This window comes from Microbacterium sp. NPDC091382 (assembly GCF_044757025.1).
Classification (GTDB): domain Bacteria; phylum Actinomycetota; class Actinomycetes; order Actinomycetales; family Microbacteriaceae; genus Microbacterium.
This window is the reverse complement of sequence record NZ_JBIVUD010000001.1, coordinates 469246-488815: the sequence shown is the minus strand read 5'-3', so window position 1 is coordinate 488815 and position 19570 is coordinate 469246. Positions and strand designations below refer to the sequence as shown.

Annotated in this window: 22 protein-coding genes and 1 pseudogene; 10 read left to right on the top strand and 13 right to left on the bottom strand. The window is 70.8% G+C overall.

The window, feature by feature from the left end; all coding sequences use genetic code 11:
* Position 1: 1 nt before the first annotated feature.
* The 8 genes and pseudogenes from ACIQLK_RS02410 to ACIQLK_RS02375 all read right to left on the bottom strand — a co-directional run bounded on the left by ACIQLK_RS02410 (position 2) and on the right by ACIQLK_RS02375 (position 7433).
* A complete protein-coding gene (locus tag ACIQLK_RS02410; protein ID WP_400362655.1) occupies positions 2 to 445 on the bottom strand; it encodes a hypothetical protein in 444 nt (147 codons plus the stop codon).
* Positions 442 to 1959: a phytoene desaturase family protein gene (locus ACIQLK_RS02405; protein WP_400362653.1), complete on the bottom strand. Its 1518-nt coding sequence runs from the start codon at positions 1957 to 1959 to the stop codon at positions 442 to 444. The genes ACIQLK_RS02410 and ACIQLK_RS02405 overlap by 4 nt, the downstream gene beginning before the upstream one ends.
* Positions 1866 to 2714, bottom strand: a pseudogene (locus ACIQLK_RS02400) (UbiA family prenyltransferase); the annotation flags it as partial. The pseudogene ACIQLK_RS02400 and the gene ACIQLK_RS02405, both read right to left, overlap by 94 nt.
* 65 nt (positions 2715 to 2779) lie before the next feature.
* Positions 2780 to 3688, bottom strand: a complete 909-nt coding sequence (locus ACIQLK_RS02395) for an NmrA family NAD(P)-binding protein (protein WP_400362651.1) — start codon at positions 3686 to 3688, stop codon at positions 2780 to 2782.
* A gap of 65 nt (positions 3689 to 3753) precedes the next feature.
* A complete protein-coding gene (locus tag ACIQLK_RS02390) occupies positions 3754 to 4254 on the bottom strand; it encodes a gluconokinase (protein ID WP_400362649.1) in 501 nt (166 codons plus the stop codon).
* Positions 4251 to 5273: an L-idonate 5-dehydrogenase gene (locus ACIQLK_RS02385; RefSeq protein ID WP_400362647.1), complete on the bottom strand. Its 1023-nt coding sequence runs from the start codon at positions 5271 to 5273 to the stop codon at positions 4251 to 4253. The genes ACIQLK_RS02390 and ACIQLK_RS02385 overlap by 4 nt, the downstream gene beginning before the upstream one ends.
* Before the next feature lie 17 nt (positions 5274 to 5290).
* Positions 5291 to 6058: an SDR family oxidoreductase gene (locus tag ACIQLK_RS02380; RefSeq protein WP_400362645.1), complete on the bottom strand. Its 768-nt coding sequence runs from the start codon at positions 6056 to 6058 to the stop codon at positions 5291 to 5293.
* A complete protein-coding gene (locus ACIQLK_RS02375; RefSeq protein ID WP_400362643.1) occupies positions 6051 to 7433 on the bottom strand; it encodes a GntP family permease in 1383 nt (460 codons plus the stop codon). The genes ACIQLK_RS02380 and ACIQLK_RS02375 overlap by 8 nt, the downstream gene beginning before the upstream one ends.
* Before the next feature lie 138 nt (positions 7434 to 7571).
* Between ACIQLK_RS02375 and ACIQLK_RS02370 the strand changes: the two genes are divergently transcribed.
* The 5 genes from ACIQLK_RS02370 to ACIQLK_RS02350 all read left to right on the top strand — a co-directional run bounded on the left by ACIQLK_RS02370 (position 7572) and on the right by ACIQLK_RS02350 (position 11748).
* The gene (locus tag ACIQLK_RS02370) at positions 7572 to 8276 is read left to right on the top strand and encodes a FadR/GntR family transcriptional regulator (protein WP_400362641.1); all 705 of its coding nucleotides are present in this window, start codon (positions 7572 to 7574) and stop codon (positions 8274 to 8276) included.
* Between the two features lie 40 nt (positions 8277 to 8316).
* Complete coding sequence (locus tag ACIQLK_RS02365) at positions 8317 to 8598, top strand: metal-sensitive transcriptional regulator (protein WP_018187744.1); 282 nt, start codon at positions 8317 to 8319, stop codon at positions 8596 to 8598.
* 17 nt (positions 8599 to 8615) lie between these two features.
* Complete coding sequence (locus ACIQLK_RS02360; RefSeq protein ID WP_400362638.1) at positions 8616 to 8918, top strand: heavy-metal-associated domain-containing protein; 303 nt, start codon at positions 8616 to 8618, stop codon at positions 8916 to 8918.
* A 29-nt stretch (positions 8919 to 8947) separates the two neighbouring features.
* Positions 8948 to 11089 (top strand): heavy metal translocating P-type ATPase, encoded by a 2142-nt coding sequence (locus tag ACIQLK_RS02355; RefSeq protein ID WP_400363847.1) that lies wholly within the window; start codon positions 8948 to 8950, stop codon positions 11087 to 11089.
* Positions 11090 to 11235: 146 nt separating this feature from the next.
* Positions 11236 to 11748 carry a tetratricopeptide repeat protein gene (locus ACIQLK_RS02350; protein WP_400362636.1) on the top strand — a complete coding sequence of 171 codons (513 nt, stop codon included), beginning with the start codon at positions 11236 to 11238 and terminating at the stop codon, positions 11746 to 11748.
* Here ACIQLK_RS02350 and ACIQLK_RS02345 read toward each other — a convergent pair.
* Positions 11745 to 12275 carry a GNAT family N-acetyltransferase gene (locus tag ACIQLK_RS02345; RefSeq protein ID WP_400362634.1) on the bottom strand — a complete coding sequence of 177 codons (531 nt, stop codon included), beginning with the start codon at positions 12273 to 12275 and terminating at the stop codon, positions 11745 to 11747. The genes ACIQLK_RS02350 and ACIQLK_RS02345 overlap by 4 nt on opposite strands.
* Positions 12276 to 12497: 222 nt before the next feature.
* Here ACIQLK_RS02345 and ACIQLK_RS02340 point away from each other — a divergent pair, with 222 nt between their 5' ends.
* The gene (locus ACIQLK_RS02340) at positions 12498 to 13103 is read left to right on the top strand and encodes a VanZ family protein (protein WP_400362632.1); all 606 of its coding nucleotides are present in this window, start codon (positions 12498 to 12500) and stop codon (positions 13101 to 13103) included.
* Entirely contained in the window at positions 13100 to 13627 is a 528-nt protein-coding gene (locus ACIQLK_RS02335; RefSeq protein ID WP_400362630.1) for a GNAT family N-acetyltransferase, read from the top strand. The genes ACIQLK_RS02340 and ACIQLK_RS02335 overlap by 4 nt, the downstream gene beginning before the upstream one ends.
* A gap of 67 nt (positions 13628 to 13694) precedes the next feature.
* On the opposite strand, the gene ACIQLK_RS02330 is transcribed toward ACIQLK_RS02335, so the two are convergent.
* Positions 13695 to 13865, bottom strand: a complete 171-nt coding sequence (locus ACIQLK_RS02330) for a CsbD family protein (protein WP_400362628.1) — start codon at positions 13863 to 13865, stop codon at positions 13695 to 13697.
* Between the two features lie 125 nt (positions 13866 to 13990).
* On the opposite strand from ACIQLK_RS02330, the gene ACIQLK_RS02325 reads away from it, so the two are divergent.
* Positions 13991 to 14419, top strand: coding sequence for an SRPBCC family protein (locus tag ACIQLK_RS02325; protein ID WP_400362626.1), 429 nt, complete (start codon positions 13991 to 13993; stop codon positions 14417 to 14419).
* Between the two features lie 78 nt (positions 14420 to 14497).
* Complete coding sequence (locus tag ACIQLK_RS02320) at positions 14498 to 14932, top strand: hypothetical protein (protein WP_400362624.1); 435 nt, start codon at positions 14498 to 14500, stop codon at positions 14930 to 14932.
* Positions 14933 to 14939: 7 nt separating this feature from the next.
* Here the strand turns inward: ACIQLK_RS02320 and ACIQLK_RS02315 are convergent, their stop codons facing one another.
* Both ACIQLK_RS02315 and ACIQLK_RS02310 read right to left on the bottom strand, forming a co-directional pair.
* Complete coding sequence (locus tag ACIQLK_RS02315) at positions 14940 to 15677, bottom strand: SDR family NAD(P)-dependent oxidoreductase (protein WP_400362622.1); 738 nt, start codon at positions 15675 to 15677, stop codon at positions 14940 to 14942.
* A gap of 14 nt (positions 15678 to 15691) precedes the next feature.
* Positions 15692 to 17242, bottom strand: coding sequence for a cryptochrome/photolyase family protein (locus ACIQLK_RS02310; RefSeq protein WP_400362620.1), 1551 nt, complete (start codon positions 17240 to 17242; stop codon positions 15692 to 15694).
* A 95-nt stretch (positions 17243 to 17337) separates the two neighbouring features.
* Here ACIQLK_RS02310 and ACIQLK_RS02305 point away from each other — a divergent pair, with 95 nt between their 5' ends.
* Positions 17338 to 18330 carry an alpha/beta fold hydrolase gene (locus tag ACIQLK_RS02305; protein ID WP_400362619.1) on the top strand — a complete coding sequence of 331 codons (993 nt, stop codon included), beginning with the start codon at positions 17338 to 17340 and terminating at the stop codon, positions 18328 to 18330.
* Between the two features lie 16 nt (positions 18331 to 18346).
* Here the strand turns inward: ACIQLK_RS02305 and ACIQLK_RS02300 are convergent, their stop codons facing one another.
* Positions 18347 to 19543, bottom strand: a complete 1197-nt coding sequence (locus tag ACIQLK_RS02300; protein ID WP_400362617.1) for an ROK family protein — start codon at positions 19541 to 19543, stop codon at positions 18347 to 18349.
* Positions 19544 to 19570: the final 27 nt, after the last annotated feature.

Below are 19570 nucleotides of genomic sequence, written 5' to 3'. Positions count from 1 at the left end.
TTCAGGACTTCCCGCGCTTGACTCCGCGCGGACGCCAGCTCCACCACATGACGTGGTGGTCGCCCTGCTCGACGTCGTAGATGCGCCCGCAGATCGTGCACTCGCACTCGTAGGTCATCGACCAACCGGGTTCGCTCGTCGACAGGATCCGGACGTTCCCCGCCTTCTCTTCGAGCGCCGGATCCCAGTGGAGAGGGCCGGGGTAGTCCGCGCACCAGCACAGGCCCCGCCCGCGGTGCTCGAGCTTCATGATCGCGAACTCGACGTTCGCCGAATTGGGCCGGATCAAGCCGCCGAGATCGAGCTTCTCCGTCGCCTTCCTGATGCGGGCGGCATGCGGCACGAGCGGATCCACGAGGTCCGGGTCGCGACTGCCGAGGACCTGCCACGTCGCGTGGAGCACGCGGTCGGTCTCGCCGGAGAGGAAGTCCTCGAGCAGGGTCACGCGGGATGCCTCCTGAGCAGTTTCTCGGTCACCATCATCGCTCCGCCGAGCACGGCCGGGATGCCGCCGCCGGGGTGCACCGAAGCACCCACGCGCCACAACCACGGGGTCCGCAGATCGTGGTGCGCCGGCCGGTGGAACGGCCCGCTCATCCACAGCGGACGCGCGGCGCCGTACAGCGCGCCGTGGCGCTCGCCGAAGGTGCCGAAGTAGGCCGGATCGAGGACCGCGGCATCCGTCATCGCATCGGTCAGGAGCCCGTCGAGGCCCATCGTCCGCGAGATCCGCTCGACCTCGCGCCGCACGAACGGGTGCTCGAGGCTGTAGCCCGCCCCATCGGCGGGTGCGGTCAGCAAGACGGCGAGCGTACTGCGGTCGTTGGGGTAGACCTGACCGGCGCGGTACAGATTCACGAACGCCATCGTGTCGGCGGGCTCGTCGCCGGCGGCGAGACTCCGATGCAGCGCATCGGGCTTGGTCGGGAGGATGACGCTGTGCGCCGCGATCCGATCGGGCAGGGGCTCGCGCAGCGCGCCGTAGATCGCGACCGCCGAGCACGACAGGGCTCTCGGGGTACGCCGCCGCCTGCCGAGGAGACCGTCGACCCGGTCCGCGTCGAGCGCGCTCACGACGATGTCGGCCTCGAACGACCCGCCCGCCGTCGTCACCCGTCCGCGCTCGATGCGGGTCACAGTCTCACCCGTGCGGATGTCGACCCCCGCGGCATCCGCCATACGCTCCAGCGCGAGCGGAATCTCGTACACGCCGCCGCGCGGAACCCAGACACCGGATGCCGCCATCACGGCCGGCATGCTCGCGTAGAGCGCGGGCGTCCGCTGGGGCGGAACGCCGGCGTTGAGCGTGTGGATCGCGATGATCTCGCGGAGGCCGTCGGGCATCCACGTGAGGCTGTCGAGGTAGGCCCGCGTGCTCAGCCGCGGTCCGTAGACGGCGAGCAGACGGCGCAGTGCGGGGAGCGAGTGCCGGTCGAGCGGATCGGCGATGAGCAGCGCGGTCACGTCGTCGGCGAGCGGGGCGTGCTCGTCGCTGAAGCGCTTCCACGCCGGGTACCAGCGGTGCTCGGGTGGTACGGGGAGGGTGACCTCCTCGCCGTCGTAGTAGTACCGGCCGACCTCGGGCAGCCGCTCCAGTTCGAGCGCGCCGGGGTCCGCGCCGAGGCGGGCGCACAGCTCCTCCCACACACCGGGGAAGGTCACGAGCGAAGGGCCGGAGTCGATGCGCTCGCCGTCGACCTCGAGCCGCCGGCTCTTGCCGCCGACCGTCTCCGCCCGTTCGAGCAGGGTCACGTCGTGTCCGGCACGGGCCAGCAGAGCGGATGCCGCCAGCCCGCCGAGTCCTGCGCCGACGACGACGATGCGGCTCATCCGTACACCTCGAAGAACATCTTGGCGAGCTGTAGTCCGCTCGCGACCGAACCGGCCACATAGGGGAAGGCGATCGAGACCGGGTAGAGCCGGCGTCCGGTCGCGGGGGTCGGGCGCGCCATCATCCACCCGACGAGGACGCCCGCGATCGCGAGGTTGACCGCTGCGACGGGGATGCTCACGAGCGCGAACAGGACGGTGGAGGCCAGCCACCAGCATCCGCTCCACACCGCGGTCCCGCGGGGGCCGAGCAGGACGGCGGTCGTGCGGATGCCGGCCTCGCGATCCTCGTCGATGTCCTGCACGGCGTCGTAGGCGTGCTTCGCGACACTCCAGGCGAGAAGGCCGACCACGGCGGGCCAGAGCGGCGGCTCGCCGAGGGCGACCGGGAGGATCAGCAGGGGCAGGCCGTAGGCGGCGTTGCTGAGCGAGTCGAGGAACGGACGCTGCTTGAACCGCAGCGGCGGTGCCGAGTAGAAGACGAACACGAGGGTGTAGAGGAGGATCAGCAGGGCGGCCGCAGGCGGGTACGCGATGACGAACCAGACGAGGAACGGCACGTTCGTGACCGCGACAGCCCACACGATGAGTCGCACCTCGCGCGGCTCGATCCGGGCGCCCTCGATCGTGCCCTTGCGGGAGTTGAGGGCGTCGGTCTCCTGGTCGAAGATGTCGTTCACGCCGTAGATCAGCAGGTTGAACGGCAGCGTCAGCCACAGCAGGAGCGGGATCGCCGCGGCATCCAGTAGCTGTCCTGTGAGCCACATGCCGAGCACGCCGGTGCCGATCGTGTTGATCCAGAGGACCGGGCGCGAGATGTGCACCAGGCGGCCGAGCGTCGACCACGCCGAGGCGCGGCGAGTCGGAGCGGGCTGATGGTCGATGGCGGTGCTCCTCGAGTGGCGACGGCGCGGACGACCGTGTTCCGCGATTGTATGCGGGCTGCGGGTCAGGCTTGCGAGCCGGCCAGCCAGGGCTGCAGGATGTCGCGGGCCGTCGTCCAGGTCTGACGCCCGTAGCGGTCGTTGTCGACGTGGCGCAGCTCCCCCTCGCCGCTGAACATGCTCACGAAGTACTGCATCCCCTGCCAGGCGGGAAAGGTCTCTTCGGGGTCGCGAGACAGACGGCGCCCCACCGCGGCCATGGCCGAGAGTGTCCCCGTCGTACCCGCCCACTGCAGTTTGAAGGTCTCGCCGCTGAGCTCGGTCGCAAGCGCAGCCACCTGACGGGCGGTCACCCGGTCGCCGGCGACCTCGACGACCCGCGGGGCATCGGCATCCATGGCGACCAGCGCAACGGTGCGCGCGGTGTCGTCCTTCGTCGTGACGTCGAGCACCTGATCCGCTGACGACCAGTAGAGCACGCGCTTGCGATCGCGGAGGATCATGGGCGCCTGGCCCGCGAGCAGCTCGGTGAACATTCCATTGAGCACGGACGTCGCCTGGATCGGCGCGGCATCGAGGTCCGCGGCGAACTCGCGGCGCAGCTCGAGGTTGCGGTTGGTTCCCGGGGTCAGGCGCCGGTAGTCGGCCGAGTAGTCCGACGGGATGAAGCGGGGCACGCCGGCCGCGACGGCGGCGGCGAGGAGCGCGCGCTGCGCATCGACGATGACCGGTCGCGTCCCGCTGACCGCCGAGACGACGACGTCGGCACCGGATGCCGCGGCCACGAGCGCGTCATGGTCCGCGTACGCGGCGGTCACGACCTCGACCCGCGGGTCGTCGCTGAAGTGGTCGGCCGCGGTCGAGCTCTCGGGACGGGTCAGCACCCGAAGCTGGACGTCGTGCGAGAGGAGCTCGCGGGAGATACGGCTGCCGAGGTCGCCGGTCGCTCCGGCGACGAGAACGGTGGTGGTCACGGCGAGCAGTCTGCGGGCGGCCGGGCGATCCGGGCGAGGGGTTGCGCTCCGCTCGCGCGTCAGCCTCAGCCCGCGGGCTCGTCGAGCGCGATGCGCGAGCGGCGGGCGACGTCGAGGATGCGGCCGACGTTCTCGACCGCGACGCCCGGCTCGTCCTCGCCGAGGTGTTCGAGGGTCGCGAGCTGCGAGGCGAGGAGCGCCGGCGGCATGAAGTGCTGCCGCGACCGCATCCGACGATCCAGCTCCTCGGGTGAGACGACCAGCTCGACGAAGCGGACGTCGGGGGCCGCGGCTCGGATCCGGTCGCGGTAGCGGCGCGCCAGCGCGGAGCACGCGACGACCAGGCCGGGTGCGTCGGCGAGGGTCTGTCCGACGATGTCGAGCCAGGGGGCGCGATCGTGGTCGTCGAGGGGGTGGCCGGCCTCCATCTTCGCCACGTTCGCCGCCGGGTGCAGATCGTCGGCGTCGACGAAGTCCACGCCGAGATCCACGGCGAGGGCGGCTCCGACGGCGGTCTTGCCCGACCCGCTCGGTCCCATGACGACGATGCGGGGTGCGGTGCTCACGAGGCCACCTTCGCAGAGTTCATCGCGACGACGACCTTGCTGCTGTCGGCGGGGCGCCGCGCCGTCTCGAACGCCTCGATCGCGTCGGCCGGCGCGAACTCGTGAGTGATGACGGACTCGATCTCGGGGCGACGGTTCAGGACCTCGATCGCATGGTCGATCTCGTCGAGGAACCGGAAGGCGCCGGTGAGGGTCGCCTCCTTGGAGATCAGCGGGGCGATGTTCACGCCGACCGGCTGGTTCGGCAGCATCCCGATCTGCACGACGGTGCCGCGGCGGCGGACGGCAGCGATCGCCGACGACACGGCGGGCGCTGCGCCGGAGCACTCGAGCACGACGTCGTAGGCGTCGGAGGGGATCTCGTCCTCGCTCACCCGCCAGACGCCGTCGGCGGCGAGCGCGCGGGCCCGGTCCAGCGGCTCGGGCAGCAGGTCGGTGATCTCGACGCTCGCAGCTCCCGCCTCCTGCGCGGCGACGACGGCGAGCAGCCCGATGGGACCTGCGCCGCAGACGAGCACGCGCGCCCCGGCGAGCGACCCCGCCCGACTCGCGCCGTGCAGGGCGACGGCCAGGGGCTCGGCGAGGGCGGCGCGCCGCACGGGCAGCTCCGCGGGCAGCGTCCGGATCATGCCGGCGTCCACCACCAGGTATTCGCTCATCGCACCCTGCGTGTGCGGGGTGGTCGCGGCGCTGCCGAGGTAGCTGCCGCCGGGGCGGAGGTGCGGCTCGACGGGAGTCGGCCCCTCCGGGCCGAAGCGGGCGGGATGCACCGTCACCGGGGTTCCGGGGGTGAAGCGCCCCTCGGGGTCGAGGTCGACCCACCCCGACACCTCGTGCCCGGGAACGAGGGGCTCGGTGACGACGAACGCGCCGTTCGCGCCCTCGCCGTAGTAGTGCAGGTCGGATCCGCAGATCCCGACGTATCCGACGCGGATCCGGACCTGCCCGGCGTCGGGCTCGGGGACCGGATGCTCCGCCACGGTGAGGTCGAGCTTTCCGTTGATGACGACGGCGTCCATGTGTCTCTCTCCTCGGGTCAGACGACCGCGGTCATGCCGCCGTCGACGAACAGGTTCTGGCCGTTCACGAAATCGCTGGCCGCCGAGGCGAGGAACACGAGCGGTCCGCGCAATTCCGCGACGTCGCCCCAGCGACCGGCCGGGGTGCGCTGGGCGACCCAGTCCGAGAAATCCGCGTCGGCGACGAGCGCCGCGTTCATCTCGGTGGCGAAGTACCCCGGCGACAGCGTGTTGACCTGGATGCCGTGGCGCGCCAGATCCGCGGCCATTCCGCGGCTGAGCTGGGCGATGCCGCCCTTGCTCGCCGCGTACGGTGCGATGGTCTGCCTCCCGAGCAGTGACTGGACCGAGGCGATGTTGATGATCTTGCCGGAGCCGCGCGCGATCATGCCGGGCGCGACGAAGCGCGACACGTAGAAGGCGCTCGACAGGTTGCTCGAGATCACCGCGTCCCAATCCGCGACGGGGAACTCCGCGAAGGGTGCCCGCCGCTGGATGCCCGCGTTGTTGACGAGGATGTCGGGGGTCCCGACCCGCTCGATGAGCTCGCCGATCGCGGCCTCGACAGCCGCGGCATCCGTCACGTCGAACAGGGTCGTCTCGGGACGGATGCCGGTGCGCTCCGCGATCGCGTCGGCGCTCCGCTCCGCCGCCTCGGCGTCGCGGCCGTGCACGATCACCCGGGCTCCGGCCTCGGCGAGGCCCACGGCGAGGCTCTGCCCGAGCCCCCGCGACGATCCCGTCACGAGGGCCAGGCGGCCGGTCAGGTCGAAGACGTCAGACAAGGGACACCAGACCGAAGATGCCGAGCACGATGAGGAAGCCGACGAGCGACTCGATGGCCTGCTGCACCGTCCAGGTCTTGAGCGTGGTCTTGACGTCCATGCCCATGAGGCGGCCGACGAGCCAGAAGCCCGAGTCGTTCACGTGGCCCGCGAAGACGGAGCCCGCCGCGGTGGCGAGGACGATACAGGCGACCTGCAGCGGGTTGAAGCCGCCCGACACGACCGCGGGTGCCACGAGCCCTGCCGCCGTGACGAGGGCGACGGTCGCCGACCCCTGCGCCACGCGCAGGAGCACGGCGATGATGTAGGCGGCGAAGATGACAGGAACGCCGATCGAGGCGAGCGAGTCCGACAGGGCGTCGCCGATGCCCGAGGCGCGCAGCACGCCACCGAACATGCCGCCGGCGCCGGTGATGAGGACGACCGAGCAGATCGGTCCGAGGGCGGACTCGACGATCTTGTCGAGGGCGCTGCCTCCGACGCCGCGGCGGGTGCCGAGGACGAACAGGGCGACGAGGACGGCGATCAGCAGGGCGACCTGGCTCGTTCCGATGAGACCGAGCGCCTGCACCCAGACGGCGGTGCCGTCGACGGCACCCGACGAGACGAGCGCGGCGGAACCGGTGTTCAGCAGGATCAGGACGAGCGGGATGGCGATGACGCCGATGACGGTGCCGGCCTTGGGCGGGTTCGTGGGTTCGACGTCCTCGCCGAACAGGCGGGGGATGGCGAGCGGGATGCGGCGGTCGATGAAGCGCGCCCAGAGATAACCGCTGAGGTACCACGTGGGGATCGCCACGACGAGACCGATGAGCAGCACGAGCCCGAGGTTCGCGCCGTAGGTCTCGCTCGCCGTGATGGGGCCGGGGTGCGGCGGGACGAAGACGTGCATGACCGAGAACGCGGCGGCGGCGGAGATGCCGTAGAGCAGCATGTGCTTGCCGCCGATGCGGCGGGCGACGGCGAAGATGATCGGCAGCATGACGACGAGCCCGGCGTCGAAGAACATCGGGAAGCCCATGAGGAGCGACGCCACGCTCAGGGCGATGGCAGCGCGCTTCTCACCGAAGACGGAGACCATCTTCTCGGCCAGCACGCGGGCACCGCCCGAGCTCTCGATGAGGGCGCCGAGCATCGCTCCGAAGCCGACGAGGAGCGCGACCGTGCCCACGGTCGAACTGAAGCTGTCGATCAGCACCTTGCCGATGCTGCCGACGGGGATGCCGGTGGCCAGTGCCGTCAGCAACGAGACCAGCACGAGCACGATGAACGCGTGCAGGCGGACCTTGATGATGAGCAGCAGGATCAGGGCGACCGCTCCGGCCGCGATCAGAAGCAGGGGCCCTGCTCCGAGTGTTTGCGTCCACTCGTCCATGGGTGTGTTCTCCAGTGAATCGTCCCGGTGCCGGGGCCTTTCCCGGCAGCGAGCCCACGGTGTCACATAAGTACTACTTTTCGCAAGCGAATGATCGTACTTTTAGCGGTAGCGTGAGCATCGCTACGAAGGACACCGATGCCCACGCCTGCCACCACCGCATCCCACGCTCACATCGTCGAGACCCTCGGCCGGAGGATCGTCGGCGGTGAGCTGCCGCCCGGAACGGGGCTGACCCTCGCCGGTCTCGAGGAGTCGTTCACCGCGTCGCGGACCGTCGTGCGCGAGGCGGTGCGCGTACTCGAGGCGCACGGGCTGTTGACGTCGCGTCGCCGGGTCGGGCTCGTCGTCCGACCGCGGGCGGAGTGGGACGCCCTGAACGCCGACATCATCGAGTGGTCGCTCGACGGTCCGAACCGACGCGACGTGATCATCGAGCTCACCGAGCTCCGCGTCGCCGTCGAGCCCGTTGCGGCGCGGCTCGCGGCCGAGCGCGCGTCGGCGACCGAGCGCGATGAGCTGCTGCGGTGGGCCACGATGCTGAGCGACCTCGGCAGCCAGGGGCTCGGCGACTCGGACGAGTACCTCGAGGCCGACATCGCGTATCACCGACTCCTGCTGCGCACGTCGGGCAACCCGCTCTTCCTGCAGCTGAGCGAGCCCATCGCCGAGATCCTGCGCGGCCGATCGGTGCGAGGGCTCACGCCCGGGATGCCGCGGGTCGGCACCCTCGAAGCCCACCTCGCGACGGCCCAGGCGATTCACGACGGCCGGGGTGCTGACGCCGAGGCCTCGGCACGGGAGCATCTGACCCTGGTGTCCGACGAGGTCGAGGAGGCCTGACCGCTTGACGCGTATACCCTAGGGGGGTACCGTATCCGCCATGAACGGGTACGACGCGAACAAGGACGACCTGCAGAAGCGGCTGCGCCGCGTCGAAGGCCAGGTGCGGGGCATCGCGCGCATGGTCGACGAGGACAAGTACTGCATCGACATCCTCACGCAGGTCTCCGCCGCGACGAAGGCGCTCGAGACCGTCGCGCTGTCCCTGTTGTCCGACCACCTCAGCCACTGCGTCGCCGAGGCGAGCGCCGAAGGCGGGCAGGTCGCCGCCGACAAGATCCGCGAGGCGAACGACGCGATCGCGCGTCTCGTCCGCTCCTGACACCTGGAGGAAATGACATGACCGACCGCAGACAGCTCGGACTGACCGACGTCTCCGCATCCGCGACGCCTGCCGCACCGGCATCCCAGGCACCGGCATCCGCCGTGACCGAAGAACTGCTCGTCACCGGCATGACCTGCGCGCACTGCGTCGCGAGCGTGCGCGAGGAGCTCGCCGAGATCGACGGCGTCGAGGCCGTATCCGTCGACCTCGTCGCCGGCGGCACCTCGCACGTCACCGTGCACAGCGCGACCCGCCTCGACGACGACGCCCTGACCGCCGCCATCGAGGAGGCCGGATACACCCGGGTGTCCGCGTGAGCACCGACGTCGAGCTCGACATCTCGGGGATGACCTGCGCCTCGTGCGCCACCCGGATCGAGCGGAAGCTCAACAAGCTCCCCGGGGTCGAGGCATCCGTCAACTACGCCACCGAGAAGGCGCGCGTTCGCGCGGACGGTGTCGAGACGACGCAGCTGATCGCGACCGTCGAGGCCGCCGGCTACGGCGCGACGGTGCCGGCACCCGAGCCTGAACCGACCCAGGCGGATGACGAGACGAAGCCGCTCCGCCAGCGGCTGCTGATCAGCGCCGCCCTGTCGCTGCCGGTCGCGCTGATGTCGATGATCCCGGCGCTGCAGTTCGAGAACTGGCAGTGGCTCGCTCTGACGCTCGCGGCTCCCGTCGCGGTCTGGGGCGCGTGGCCGTTCCATCGGGCGGCCGCCGTCAACCTCCGTCACGGCGCGGCGACGATGGACACCCTCATCAGTCTCGGCGTCATCGCGTCGTTCGGCTGGTCGCTGTACGCCCTCTTCTTCGGTGGCGCCGGAATGCCCGGCATGACGATGACCTTCACGCTGGTGGGTGCGCCGCGGGGGGGCGGGCATGAGATCTACCTCGAGGTCGCCGCACTCGTGACGGTTTTCATCCTCGCGGGTCGCTACATCGAGGCCCGCGCGAAGCGCGCGTCGTCCGAGGCGCTGCGCGCGCTGCTCGAACTCGGGGCGACGGATGCCGCGAGGCTGCAGAACGGTGTCGAGACGCGCGTGCCGGTCTCGCAGCTGGTCGTCGGCGACATCGTCGTCGTCCGTCCGGGCGAGAAGATCCCCTCGGACGGTCTCGTCACGGCAGGGATGAGCAGCGTCGACGCGAGCATGCTCACGGGTGAGTCGATGCCCGTCGAGGTCGCCGAGGGTTCCCGCGTCGTCGGCGCGACGATCAATGTCGGCGGACGCCTCGAGGTGCAGATCACCCGCGTCGGCGCCGACACAGAACTGGCGCGAATGCGGCGGCTCATGGAGGAGGCGCAGACCGGCAAGGCCGAGGTGCAGCGCCTCGCCGACCGCGTCTCGGCCGTCTTCGTGCCCGTGGTGATCGTGCTCGCGCTCGCCGCCCTCGTCGGGTGGACCATCGCCGGTGCGCCGTGGGAGCTCGCCTTCACCGCCGCGGTCGCGACGCTCATCATCGCCTGCCCGTGCGCGCTCGGACTCGCGACCCCGACCGCTCTGCTGGTGGGAACCGGACGCGGATCGCAGCTCGGCATCCTGATCCGTGGGCCTCAGGTGCTCGAGCAGACCCGCACCGTCGACACGATCGTGCTCGACAAGACCGGCACCGTGACGACGGGACGCATGAGCGTGACCGACGTGCTGCCTGCGGGCGTGTCCCGCGAGGAGCTTCTCGCGGTCGCGGCGGCCGTCGAGTCCGGGTCGGAGCACCCCGTCGCCCGCGCGATCGTCGCGGCAGCGGCTCCGGGACGCGTCGAGTCGTTCCAGTCGCACGCCGGCTTCGGTGTGCAGGGTGTCGTCGACGGCGCGGCGATCGTCGCCGGCCGGCCATCATGGCTCGCGGAGCAGTGGGCCGTTGCGGTGCCCGCCGACCTGCCCGAGGGGACGGTCGTGGCCGTGGCTCGCGACGGTGCGTACCTCGGTGCGATCGTCGTCGCCGACACGGTGAAGGACACGAGCGCCGCCGCGATCGCCCGGTTCCGCGAGCTCGGGCTCGAGCCCATCCTGCTCACCGGCGACACGGCGTCGTCTGCGGCGCGCGTCGCCGCCGCGGTCGGCATCTCCCGCGTCGAAGCAGGGGTCACCCCGGCGGGCAAACTCGACACGATCCGCCGGCTGCAGGGCGAGGGCCGGATCGTGGCGATGGTGGGCGACGGCGTCAACGACGCGGCAGCGCTCGCGGCTGCCGATCTCGGGATCGCGATGGGCGGCGGAACGGATGCGGCGATCGCGGCATCCGACATCACCGTCGTCTCGGGCGATCCGATCGTCGTCGCCGACGCGGTGCGCCTCGCGCGGCGGACCCTCGGCATCATCAAGGGCAACCTGTTCTGGGCGTTCGCGTACAACGTCGCCGCGATCCCGCTCGCGATGGCCGCGCTGCTCAATCCGCTCGTCGCCGCGGCGGCCATGGCGCTCTCGTCGGTGTTCGTGGTGACCAACAGCCTGCGCCTGCGTGGCTTCCAGGCGGGCGCGCGGCGCTGAGGGTGTGCTCGGTGCGCGGGCGGCGTGCCTCTGTCCGCGGATGCAATAGATCGGGCGCGACACGCCGAGGCCCGGCATCCGTCACCCGCGTGTCGCCTCGGATCCATTGCATCGGCGTACGCCGAAAGCAGTGACACGATCGGACCATGACTGACGCCGTCTACGCCGAGCTCGACCGGCTGCTGGCCGAACGCGACCGCGACGACATGGCGCCGACGCTGGCGGCCCTGAAAGTCATCTTCGACGCGCATCCGACGGACGCCCGGGTGCTCTACGAGTACGCCGGCGCGCACGACACGGCCGGTCAGGAAGAGGCGGCCGCCGAGCTCTACGAGCGAGCGCTCGCCGCCGGCCTCGAAGGAGACGTCCGACGCCGATGCCTGCTGCAGTACGGCAGCACACTGCGCAACCTCGGTCGCTTCGACGAGTCGATCGAAGTGTTCGGTGCCGCCCGGGTGGAGTTTCCGGATGCCGCATCCCTCGCCGTCTTCGAGGCGATCACCCTGCACGCGGCGGGGCAGGTCCACGCCGCGCTCGGTTCCCTCCTCGACGTGATCGCCAACCACGTCGACTCCGCCGAGCTCGAACGCTACAAACCGGCGATTCGCGGCAACGCCGCATACCTCCGCGACCTGGACGCCAGAGTCGACGCCGACTAGATCCCGGTCTCGCCGTGCCGGGCGCCGGATCCAAGCGCCGCCCCCATCTGCACGCGGCGCCCGTACCGGTCGAGTCCGAGGCGTGCCTCGACCTCGATGAGTGAGCGATGGAAGGCGGTCGCAGGCTCCTCCTCGACGAAGCCCGCCGTCGCGTAGAACGGCGCGTTCCACGGCACGTCCGCGAACGTCCGGAGAGTGATTCGGGAGTGTCCGCGTTCAGCAGCGTGATGCGTCGCGGCATCCGTCAGGGCCCGACCCAGGCCTCGCCGCGCGAACGACGGATCGACCGACAGCTGCTCGAGATGGCAGGCGCCGTCGATCTCCAGGACGTGCACGAAGCCCGCGATGTCCTCGTCGATCTCGGCGACGAGGACGAATCCCGGGTCGGCGATGTGCTCCGCACCCGAGGGAGCCGGCGGCCATGCTTCGGGGTGGAATCGGTCGATGAGCAGACGGTCCGCATCGTTCTCGATCCGCTCGACCGAGGTCGCGTCCGCCGTCGTTGCGAACCTGATGTGGGGCGACACCCGACCACCGTACAAGGGAGCGGCCGCCGGGTTCATGGCGGGTGGACCGCGAAGCCAGCCTGTCGAGTTGACCTTCCGGCCCCGCCGGTGACGGATGCAATAGCCCAGGGGTGACGCGCCGGTGAGGGATGCCGGTGCGCGGCGTGTCGCGCGGCATCCCTCGCATCGGCGTATCGCGCACGGCGGTCAGCTCGAACCGCTCGCCTCGGATAGGGTCCCGGAGTGTCCACAAACCCTTTCGGCGAGGTCCCCGTCCTGCCCGTGGCGATCCCGCTCGGCGTCGCACTGTTCGTCCTGTTGATCGCCCTGCTGGCGCGCCGCAAGAAGCTCACGTGGGCTCGCGCCGTGACGGCCGTCATCGTCGCCGTCTATGCCGCCGGGATCTTCGCGAACACGATCTTCCCGATCTACCTGACTCCCGTCGACAGCGGTGAGCCGTGGACCCCGAAGCTCGCGCTGGTGCCGTTCTACGACTACGAGGTCGACGACGCGCTCATGAACATCGCGGTCTTCGTGCCGCTGGGAGTCCTGATCCCCCTCCTCATGCGTCGCCCGTCATGGGTGAAGGTTCTCCTGACCGCCGTGTCGGTCAGCCTCGGGATCGAGCTCGCGCAGCTCGCGGCGCAAGCGTTCTTCGCGGGCGGTCACATCGCCGACGTCAACGATCTGATGTGGAACACGGTGGGCGGCGTCGTCGGCTACGCGGTCTATCTGCTCGCCCTGCGGACTCCGGGCCTGTCTTCGCTCGTCCGGATGTTCCGCTGGCATGACGACTCGTCTGCACCCGATGCCTCGCAACGCCGGCGCGCGGCGAGGACGGCGGCATGACGATCAGCGAACCGAGCTGGGCGCACCCGGACCCGGCGACCGCCGGCATCCGACTCGACCTCATCCCGAGCGAGGTCCTGCAGGCGCTGGCGCGCGGCGAGACCGACGCGATCGGCTCCCCGTACCTGGCCGGACCCGCCTGCGCCGGCCTGTGGCGTGTACGCAACCAACAGATCCTCGCAACGCCGGCAGACCACCCGTGGGTGACGCGGCTCATCGTCGACCCGTACGTCACCGAGCCCGTCGGCGTCGCCGGGTTCCACGGCGCGCCGGACGAGAGGGGCATGGTCGAAGTCGGGTACCGCGTCGATCCCGACTGGCGTCGTCGCGGCTACGCCCGGGGCGCTCTCGAAATCCTCATCTCCGAGGCCCAGCGGCACCCGGACGTGAAGCTCGTCCGGGCGACCATCAGCCCTGACAACGCTCCGTCCATCGCCCTCGTCACGGCCTACGGGTTCGTCGCCGACGGCGAGCAGTGGGATGACGAGGACGGCCTCGAGATCATCTACGAGAGGGATGCCTGACGTCGCCACGCGAACGAGGGGCCCCAACGGCTGACCGGCGGGGCCCCTCGCGCGTTCTCCGGCTGGCTTACTTGAACGCGTCCTTGACGTTCTCGCCGGCCTTCTTGAGGCTCGCTTCGCGCTGGTCGGCTTCGCCCTCGCGGCGGAGGTCCTCGTCACCGCGGTGCTCGCCCAGGGCTTCCTTCGCCTTGCCGGCGATGTCCTGCGCAGCGTTCTTGATCTTGTCGTCCAGACCCATGTCGCACTCCTCAGTTCGTGGGAATCCCAGAATCCGACTCACCACGATTCTGCTCAACCGCTTGATTTCGGCGCAGATCGGTGGAAGCCGGAGCCCGCGCACCACCGCCCGCCTAGGGTGAGGACATGTTCACGGTCACCGAGTCCGTCACCATCGACCGCCCGGTGGCCGAGGTCTTCGACTTCTTCACCCAGGGACGCGCTCGCTGGGACGAGTCCGTCATCTCCGAGGAAGTCACGTCGCCGCCGCCCGTCGGTGTCGGCTCGACGCTGCACACGCGGATGCGGGCGATGGGCCGCGAGGTCGACTTCGACTGGCGCGTCACGGCGTACGACCCCGGCGCGCGGATGGCCGTCACCAGCACGAGCGGCATCATGGCGACCTCGTCCGACCTGCAGTTCGCCGACGCGAACGGAGCGACCGTCGTCGCCGTCCGCATCGACGCGGAACCGACCGGCATCATGCGTCTCGCCGAGCCGATGATCGCCGACTCGATCCGCTCCTCCCTGTCAACGTCGCTCGGCCGGGCGAAGCGGATGCTCGAGGCCGCCTGACCGACGTCATCCTTCCGGCTGACGCGGATGCCTCTCCGGGCCGACGACCGGCCTGAGACGCGTGCGTAGACAGGACGTATGAAGCGCACACTGGCCGCCCTGCCCCTCGTTCTCCTCGCCGCCGGGATCACGACCGCCTGCTCGCCGACCGCCGGTGACGTCGAGGAACGCCTCGTGACCACGGTCGACGGCGCCTCGACGATCCCGGTCGCCGACCTCGCCCCCGACGATGCGAAACGGTTCACGATCGTCTGCCCCTACGAGAGCGTCGATGACGTCGCCGAGCGCCTGGGCGTCGCGAGCGCGACCCTCCCCGATCTCTCCGAGCGCGACGACGCGCAGGCATTCGTCACCGTCACCTCGGACGGCGTCGATTCAGCGGAGTTGCCCCGCGACCGGGTCGATCTCTGCTCCTCCGGCGGGCCGTGGCCGGTCTTCTACAAGGGGGACGACGCGACCGCCGCCGTCACGCGAAACGACGACGACGTCTACGTCGTGACGCGGGCGGGCTGACCGCCGCTCACCTGACGAGCGGGCGCACCGTCGTGAAGCCGCCGTCGACGGGGATAACCTGACCGGTGATGCGACCGGCATCCGTCGACAGCAGCCAGTCCATGACGGCAGCGACCTCGTCGGCGGTCTGCACGCCGCCGAGCGGGTACTGCTTCTCGGCGCCCTCGCGTTGCATCGGGACACTCAGCATGCCGGCCGTCATCGGAGTGTCGGTCATGCCCGGCGCGACCGCGTTGACTCGGATGCCACGCGCGGCATACGTGGCGGCGGCGCTGCGCACGAGCGCCTCGACGCCGCCCTTCGCGGCCGCGATCGCCTCGTGGTTGGCGACACCGATCCGCGCGACGACCGAGCTGGCGAAGACGGCCGCGCCGGGCTCCTTGCCGGTCGCGTCGAGCCAGGCCTGCAGGACCCAGATGCTGCTCTCGAGGTTCACCCGCAGGATGTCGCGCGCCGCGTCGGCCTTCGTGCGGTGCAGCGGGGTGATGAGCGTGCTGCCGACGGCGTGCGCGAGCCACGCCGGCGCATCGCCGAGCTGGGAACGGCACCCCTCGAGCGCCGCGGCGGCGCCCTCGGGGCTCGTCACGTCGGCTTCGATGTGCGCGTCCGCATCGACGGGGGCGAGGGATGCGGCATCCCGCCCCACGGCGGCGACGCGCAGTCCACGCGCCCGCAGTCGTGCGACGAGAGCGCTGCCGACGCCCCCGCGGGCGCCGGTGACGAGGGCGATGTCGGTCGAGGTCACGGTGATCTCCTTGCTCAGGGGTGCGGAACCGGGATGTCGCCGCGGCGGATCGCGTCGGCGCGTTCGCGGATGCCGGTGATCTCGTCGTCGTCGAGGCGCGACACGTTCTTCACCTGCAGCGACATCCGGTGGTTGGCGGCGAGCGGCTCCTCGCGTCGGATCAGGTAGTCCCAGTACAGGGTGGTGAACGGGCATGCGTCCTCGCCGATCCGCTTCGCGGGGTCGAACGGGCAGGTCTTGCAGTACGGGCTCATGCGGTCGATGTACTTGCCGGTCGCGGCATACGGCTTGCTGCCCATCAGCCCGCCGTCGGCGTACTGACTCATGCCGAGCGTGTTCGGCAGCTCCGCCCATTCGACGGCGTCGACGTAGACCGCCAGGTACCAGGCGTGGACCTCCTTCGGATCGACGCCGAGCAGCATCGCGTACAGGCCGGTGACCATGAGCCGTTGGATGTGGTGCGCGTACCCGTTCTCGAGCGTCGTACCGATGGCGTCCTGCAGGCACGCCATCGCGGTGTCGCCGCTCCAGTAGAAGTCGGGGAGCGGTTCGAACGCCTCGAACGCGTTCCGCTCGAGGTAGCCGGGCATCTGCGTCCAGTAGATGCCGCGGACGTACTCGCGCCATCCGAGGATCTGCCGGATGAACCCCTCGACCGCAGGCAACGGCGCCTTCTTCTCGCGGTAAGCGGCTTCGGCCGCAGCGACGACCTCGCGCGGGGTCAGCATCTTCAGGTTCATCGATGACGAGAGGTGCGCATGCCAGAGCCAGGGTTCATCCGGCCACATCGCGTCCTGCGTCTCGCCGAAGCCGGGCAGGCGTTCCTCGATGAAGAGATCGAGCGCGTGAAGCGCCTGCGTGCGGGTGACCGGCCACGCGAACGAGTCGAGCGAACCGGGGTGGTCGGCGAACTTCCTCTCGACGAGGGCGATGACCTCGCGAGTGGTCTCGTCGGGCTCGAAGCGAGCGCGCGGGGGGACGAGCCCCGGACCCTGCTTCGGGAACGCCTTGCGGTTGTCGGCGTCGTAGTTCCACGAGCCGCCGACCGGCTGACTGCGCGTCGTCATCAGCACATCGTGCTTCTTGCGCATCTCGCGGTAGAAGTACTCCATCCGCAGCGACTTCCGCCCTTCGGCATGCGCGGCGAACTCGGCGACGGTGCTGAAGAAGTGGCGGTCCTCACGGATGTCCAACGGGATGCCGCTGTGCTCGGCCACCTCGCTCAGCGCTTCGCGCACCCGCCACTCGCCGGGCTCGGTCACGACGAGTCCCTCGGGCCTCAGCTTCCCGACATCGGCAGTCAACTGCGCGGCCAGCGAGTCCTTCGTGGACCGAGCGTCGAGCTTCGCGTAGTGGAGGGGCCGCCCGGCATCCGTCAGCTCCGCCGCGAAGTGCCGCATCGACGCGAGGAAGACGGCGGTGCGCTGCTTCGTGCTCCAGACGTGCTCGGACTCGCCCGCGACCTCGGCCATCCAGACGGCGTCCTGATCGGGGTCGAAGTCGTCGAAGGCGCTCGACCCGTGATCGAGCTGATCGCCCAGCACGATGACGAGGTGGCGCAGCATGGCGCCAGCGTAGGAAGGGGGCCCGACGGTTCCCACCGCTTGTGTCAGGCGGTCGGGCGCGCTAGCGATGGCGGCGGACCTGGCATCCTGGGGACATGCCCGCGACCGACGACGCCCCCGACGTCGACGTCGAGCACGTCGGACGCGGCACCCACCGCACTCGTGTGACGCGGGTCGAGACCACCGCCGGTGACTCCGGCCGCCCGTTCGTCCTCGTCGCCGGTGTCGGCGTGGCAGCGACGTACTTCGAGTTCCTGGCGCCCTCGCTCGCCGAGCACGGCGATGTGTTCGCTCTCGACCTGCCGGGATTCGCCGGGATGCCGCGGCCCGGCGACCAGCCCACGGCGGAGTTCTTCGCGGACCGCGTCGAGGAGGTTCTCGACCACTACGGCCTCGAGGACCCGGTGGTCATCGGCCACTCGATGGGCACGCAGGTCGTCACCGAGGTGCTGATCCGGCGGCCGCGGCTGCGGCACGCGGTGCTCGTGAGTCCCGTCGTCAACGACCAGGAGTCCTCGCTCCCGATCGTCGCGCTCCGCTTCGCGCAGTCCGCCACGCGAGAGACGTTCCACCTCGCGATGACGGCGCTCTCCGCGTACGTCCTCTGCGGCTTCGTCTACTTCGTGCAGGTCCTGCCGCACATGCTGCGGTACCGGCTGATCGAGCGGATGCCGCGGGTCGAGGCATCCGTCCTGTTCATCCGCGGCGAGTACGACGCGACGTCGCCGCGCCGGTTCCACTCCCGGCTCGTCGCAGCGGCGCGGAACGCCCGGCGCTGGGAGATCCGGGGCGCGGCGCACTCGATCATCAACGCGCACGCGGTCGGGGCGTCCGAGCTCATCGTGAGGCACGCGAACGATGCGCTGCCGCCGAAGGGACGGATGCCGGCCGAGGAAGCCGCCGTCCCGCCGCCGCCGCACGCGGGGATCGGCATCGTCTGGAGCGCGCTGCGCGAGCGAGCCGCCGAGTGGTGGTCCGCCGCGCGCCGCGACGAGGCGGGCGTCGAACGCGCGAAGGAACGGCACGCCCGCATCCTGTGGCGCGCGTACACCCGTTCGCGTCAGGACCCGCGCCGCGAGATGCGCTGACGCGGGCGGCACCCCCTCACCGCGCCGCGGCGTCCCACACGTCGAGCGCGCGCTCGCGCGCCGAGGCCACGGCGGCGGCGATCGCTCCGGTGACCACGACGTCGCCGCCCAGGGTCGACGCGACCAGCTCCGGCGCGGGCAGGTCGATATCCGTCGGCAGCGAGCGACGCGCGGCGGCGACGACCTCGTGCACGCCGTCCGCGATGGCGCCCGAGACGACGACGCGCTCGGGGTCGAACATGCTCCCCAGGACGCTGACGATGCGGGCGAGCGCGAGGCCCACGCGGTCGACGATCCGCAGCGCGTCGGCGTCTCCGCGCGCGGCCATCGCCAGCACGGTGCGGGCATCGAGGGAATCGGGGGAGGCCCCCCGGAATCCCGCGGTCGCTTCGCCCGACTGCGCGAGCTCGACGGCCCACGACGCCACGCGGGATCCGAGGCCGTCGGCGCCGCGCACGCCGTCGACGTGGTCGAATGCGACCATCTCGCCCACCCCGCCGTGGTGACCGCGCAGCAGATGTCCGTCGACGACCACCCCGGCACCGAGACGCGACCCGGCCAGCAACGCGATGTAGTCCTGGCATCCTCGGGCGGCGCCGGCCGACCCCTCGGCGACCGCGGCCAGTGATGCGTCGTTCTCGATCCGCACGATGGGGGCCCACGAGAGGACCTCGACGAGGTCGGGGTTCATCCGCTCCCAGAACCCGGTGGGATGCCGCGGCGACCGGCCTGTGCGGTCGACCGGTGCGGGCACGCCGGCGCACACCGCGAGCACGTCCGCGCGCGGTCGACCCGCGGCGGTCAGGGCACGGTCGACCGTGTCGACGACGACGCGGGCACGCTCCGCCGCGTCATCACGATCCAGGACGAGGCGGGCATCGGCATCCGCCATCGGCTCTCCGCGCAGGTCGGCGACCCGCACCGATACGTGTTGGTGGCCGGCATCGACACCGACGACGACGGCGGCATCACGGCGAAGTGCGAATCGACGCGCCGGACGACCCTTCCGGTAATCCCCGGCGAGGCGCGCATTCGGCAGCTCGGCGAGCAGCCCACGGGCGACGAGGGCGGCGGTCGCTTCGATGGTCGTCGACCGCGTCAACCCCGTGGACTCCATCGCGTCGGTGGCGGTGAACTCGAGCGTCTCCCACGCGAAGGCGAGCACGGCGTTCTGGCTCGCCGGGCGAGTCGGGGGAGGCGCGAGTGTCGACATCGGGGTCTTGACCTTTCGAGATCTGCC

What these genes read in the sequence shown, in the direction of transcription:
- ACIQLK_RS02385 (WP_400362647.1), bottom strand. Translation starts at nt 5,273, where the DNA reads ATGGACGCCGTCGTCATCAACGGAAAGCTCGACCTCACCGTGGCGGAG.
- ACIQLK_RS02375 (WP_400362643.1), bottom strand. Translation starts at nt 7,433, where the DNA reads ATGGACGAGTGGACGCAAACACTCGGAGCAGGGCCCCTGCTTCTGATC.
- ACIQLK_RS02370 (WP_400362641.1), top strand. Translation starts at nt 7,572, where the DNA reads ATGCCCACGCCTGCCACCACCGCATCCCACGCTCACATCGTCGAGACC.
- ACIQLK_RS02365 (WP_018187744.1), top strand. Translation starts at nt 8,317, where the DNA reads ATGAACGGGTACGACGCGAACAAGGACGACCTGCAGAAGCGGCTGCGC.
- ACIQLK_RS02360 (WP_400362638.1), top strand. Translation starts at nt 8,616, where the DNA reads ATGACCGACCGCAGACAGCTCGGACTGACCGACGTCTCCGCATCCGCG.
- ACIQLK_RS02355 (WP_400363847.1), top strand. Translation starts at nt 8,948, where the DNA reads ATGACCTGCGCCTCGTGCGCCACCCGGATCGAGCGGAAGCTCAACAAG.
- ACIQLK_RS02350 (WP_400362636.1), top strand. Translation starts at nt 11,236, where the DNA reads ATGACTGACGCCGTCTACGCCGAGCTCGACCGGCTGCTGGCCGAACGC.
- ACIQLK_RS02335 (WP_400362630.1), top strand. Translation starts at nt 13,100, where the DNA reads ATGACGATCAGCGAACCGAGCTGGGCGCACCCGGACCCGGCGACCGCC.
- ACIQLK_RS02330 (WP_400362628.1), bottom strand. Translation starts at nt 13,865, where the DNA reads ATGGGTCTGGACGACAAGATCAAGAACGCTGCGCAGGACATCGCCGGC.
- ACIQLK_RS02325 (WP_400362626.1), top strand. Translation starts at nt 13,991, where the DNA reads ATGTTCACGGTCACCGAGTCCGTCACCATCGACCGCCCGGTGGCCGAG.
- ACIQLK_RS02320 (WP_400362624.1), top strand. Translation starts at nt 14,498, where the DNA reads ATGAAGCGCACACTGGCCGCCCTGCCCCTCGTTCTCCTCGCCGCCGGG.
- ACIQLK_RS02310 (WP_400362620.1), bottom strand. Translation starts at nt 17,242, where the DNA reads ATGCTGCGCCACCTCGTCATCGTGCTGGGCGATCAGCTCGATCACGGG.
- ACIQLK_RS02305 (WP_400362619.1), top strand. Translation starts at nt 17,338, where the DNA reads ATGCCCGCGACCGACGACGCCCCCGACGTCGACGTCGAGCACGTCGGA.
- ACIQLK_RS02300 (WP_400362617.1), bottom strand. Translation starts at nt 19,543, where the DNA reads ATGTCGACACTCGCGCCTCCCCCGACTCGCCCGGCGAGCCAGAACGCC.